Genomic DNA, 2569 nt, shown 5'->3' on the forward strand with positions numbered 1-2569 from the left:
GCCAATACACTGATGACTAGCAGCGCGGGGGGGCCTGTGCTCACGCGGTCCGAGGCTGTGGATTTGGTCATGAATAGCTCAGAGTGTTACGCCCGCGGCGCCAAAAACGGCTGCGAGGTTCRCTTTCCACGTCGCTGGCGAATGATAGCGAAGTGCGTGTTCTCGAGCGCGGGCGGATGCATTCTGCGCCGAGAATTGATCGTCGTTCACCGACTTGAGTTCACTGGCAAGGGCTTCGACGTCGTTGACAGGTACCAGGCGCCCACGCCCGTCCCCTAGTTGGTCGATCATCCCTCCTACGGCCGTCGCGACTACGGGGACGTCGGCGGCGATGGCTTCGTATACGACAAGAGGGCTCACCTCGTGCCATTCTGATGGGACGACCAAAGCAATTGCATCCGCGAGCTCACGTTCCACACCGTGACTGCTGACGTTGCCAACAAAATGCACTGAAGCATTCAGGGCGGAGCTTAGTTGCTCGAGATCGTTACGGGATCTGCCGTCGCCAACGATTCGAAGCGTCACGCCAGCGCGTGCAACGGCCCGGATGAGCGTCGCGACACCCTTTTCTGGCACCAGCCGACCAACGTATACAAAGTGTTTTCGCTGCTGCGCCGGGCGGGCCGGTCCGAGCTCGACCGGGTGTGGCAGGCGCATGATGGGGACGTGAACCCCAGCCCGCCGAATGCTAACTTCCTGAAGGTCATTCAGTGTCGTGATTATGTCGGCCTTGTTGTAGCTGTCGTGCATTCGAGTGGCAGCGGACTCAATAACTAGAGCTGCTCCCGCGACAGCGCTGTCGTTCCAGCAACGTTCTTGGATCGGAGCCCACAGGTGGCCGGCCGGCTTGTCCAGGCACTTCGTGCAAATAGACTGGGTCCGCTCGGAGAAGAGTCGGTAGTTGGGGCATGCCACTTTGTAGTCGTGGAGACTAAGCACTGTGGGTATGTGGTGATTGTGAAGAGAGTTGAGGAGCGGCATGCCGAGCTGGTGATAAATGTGAAGCACGTAGGCCGCATCGATCTGGGCCACCTCAAGAAATTTCTCAAAATTCGCTTTGGCGCCCTTGGCGAACGCAGCCCGGCCTACCGACCGGGCCATCGCACCTGGGCTGCCAGATCTGAAGTCAACCGCTGACGGGAAGTACTCCATAAATGGCGTGGGCAGAGTCTCGGGTTCCCGCATGGCGTATGGAAAAACTTCGTGGCCCATTGCTTCCAGTGCCGCCTTGACCTCGAAGGCGTGGTTCTCGACACCGCCGGCGGGTCGCCAATACTTGTTCATCAGAAGGATGCGCCGCTTTGACGGTTGCGCAGACGTCACGTATTGAACTCCCGGCTTCTAGGTGGCGTCAGGCGCCGCTGTTTATCATGCCCGCGCCGACGGTAACYCCGGTTGCTTCGTCGATGAGGATGAACGAGCCCGTGGTGCGGTTCTTGGAATAGGGGTCGCACAGCAGCGGCACGGTGGTGCGCAGCTGGACGCGGCCGATCTCGTTGAGACCGAGCTCCTTGGTGTCCTGATCGCGGTGCAGGCTGTTGACGTCGAGGCGGTACTGAATGTCCTTGACCATCGCCCGCGCGGTCCGGGTGGTGTGCTTGATGGCGAGCTTCTGCCGCGGACGCAGCGGCTCGTTGGTCATCCAGCAGATCATCGCGTCGATGTCCTGGCTGGGCTTGGGTGCGTTGTTGACCCGGGCAATCATGTCGCCCCGAGAGACGTCGACGTCATCGTCGAGTCGCACCGTGACCGACATGGGCGGGAACGCCTCGGTGATCTCTTGGTTGAAGAGATCGATGCCCTTGATCGTGGAGGTCATACCGCTGGGCAGCACGACGACCTCGTCGCCGGGCTTGAGCACACCCCCGGCGACCATGCCGGCGTAGCCGCGGTAGTCGTGGAACTCGTCGGACTTGGGCCGCACGACGTACTGCACGGGGAACCGGACGTCCTGGAGGTCGCGGTCGGAGGCCACGTGGACGTGCTCGAGGTGATGCATCAGCGTGGGCCCGTGGTACCACGGCGTGTTCTCGCTGCGCGTCACCACGTTGTCGCCCTGGAGCGCCGAGATCGGGATCACCTCGAGGTCCGGGATGTTCAGCTTGGTCGCGAACGCGGTGAACTCGTTGTGGATCTTCTCGTAGACCGACTCGTCCCAGTCGACGAGATCCATCTTGTTGACTGCCAGCACCAGGTGCGGCACCCGGAGCAGGGACAGCAGCACAGCGTGCCGGCGGCTCTGCTCCGTGAGCCCGTGGCGGGCATCGACGAGCACCAGGCCCAGGTCGGCCGTTGAGGCCCCGGTGACCATGTTGCGCGTGTACTGGATGTGCCCGGGGGTGTCGGCGATGATGAACTTGCGGCTTGGCGTCGCGAAGTAGCGATAGGCCACGTCGATGGTGATGCCCTGCTCGCGCTCGGAGCGCAGACCGTCGGTCAGCAGCGCGAGGTCGGTGTAGTCGTAGCCCTTGGACTGCGAGGAGGCCTCGACGGCCTCGAGCTGGTCCTCGAAGATCGCCTTCGAGTCGAGCAGCAGTCGGCCGATGAGCGTGGACTTGCCGTCGTCCAC

2 protein-coding genes are annotated in these 2569 nt (G+C 62.2%); both read right to left on the minus strand.

Features of this window, described 5'->3' with window-relative positions; genetic code table 11:
• Nucleotides 1-78: 78 nt before the first annotated feature.
• Entirely contained in the window at nt 79-1284 is a 1206-nt protein-coding gene (locus ACXJKL_RS19130) for a glycosyltransferase (protein ID WP_457208586.1), read from the minus strand.
• A 67-nt stretch (nt 1285-1351) separates the two neighbouring features.
• The coding region (locus ACXJKL_RS19135) for a sulfate adenylyltransferase subunit 1 (protein ID WP_457208587.1) at nt 1352-2569 on the minus strand (1218 nt) is incomplete at its 5' end.

This window comes from Nocardioides sp. P5_C9_2 (genome assembly GCF_054049555.1).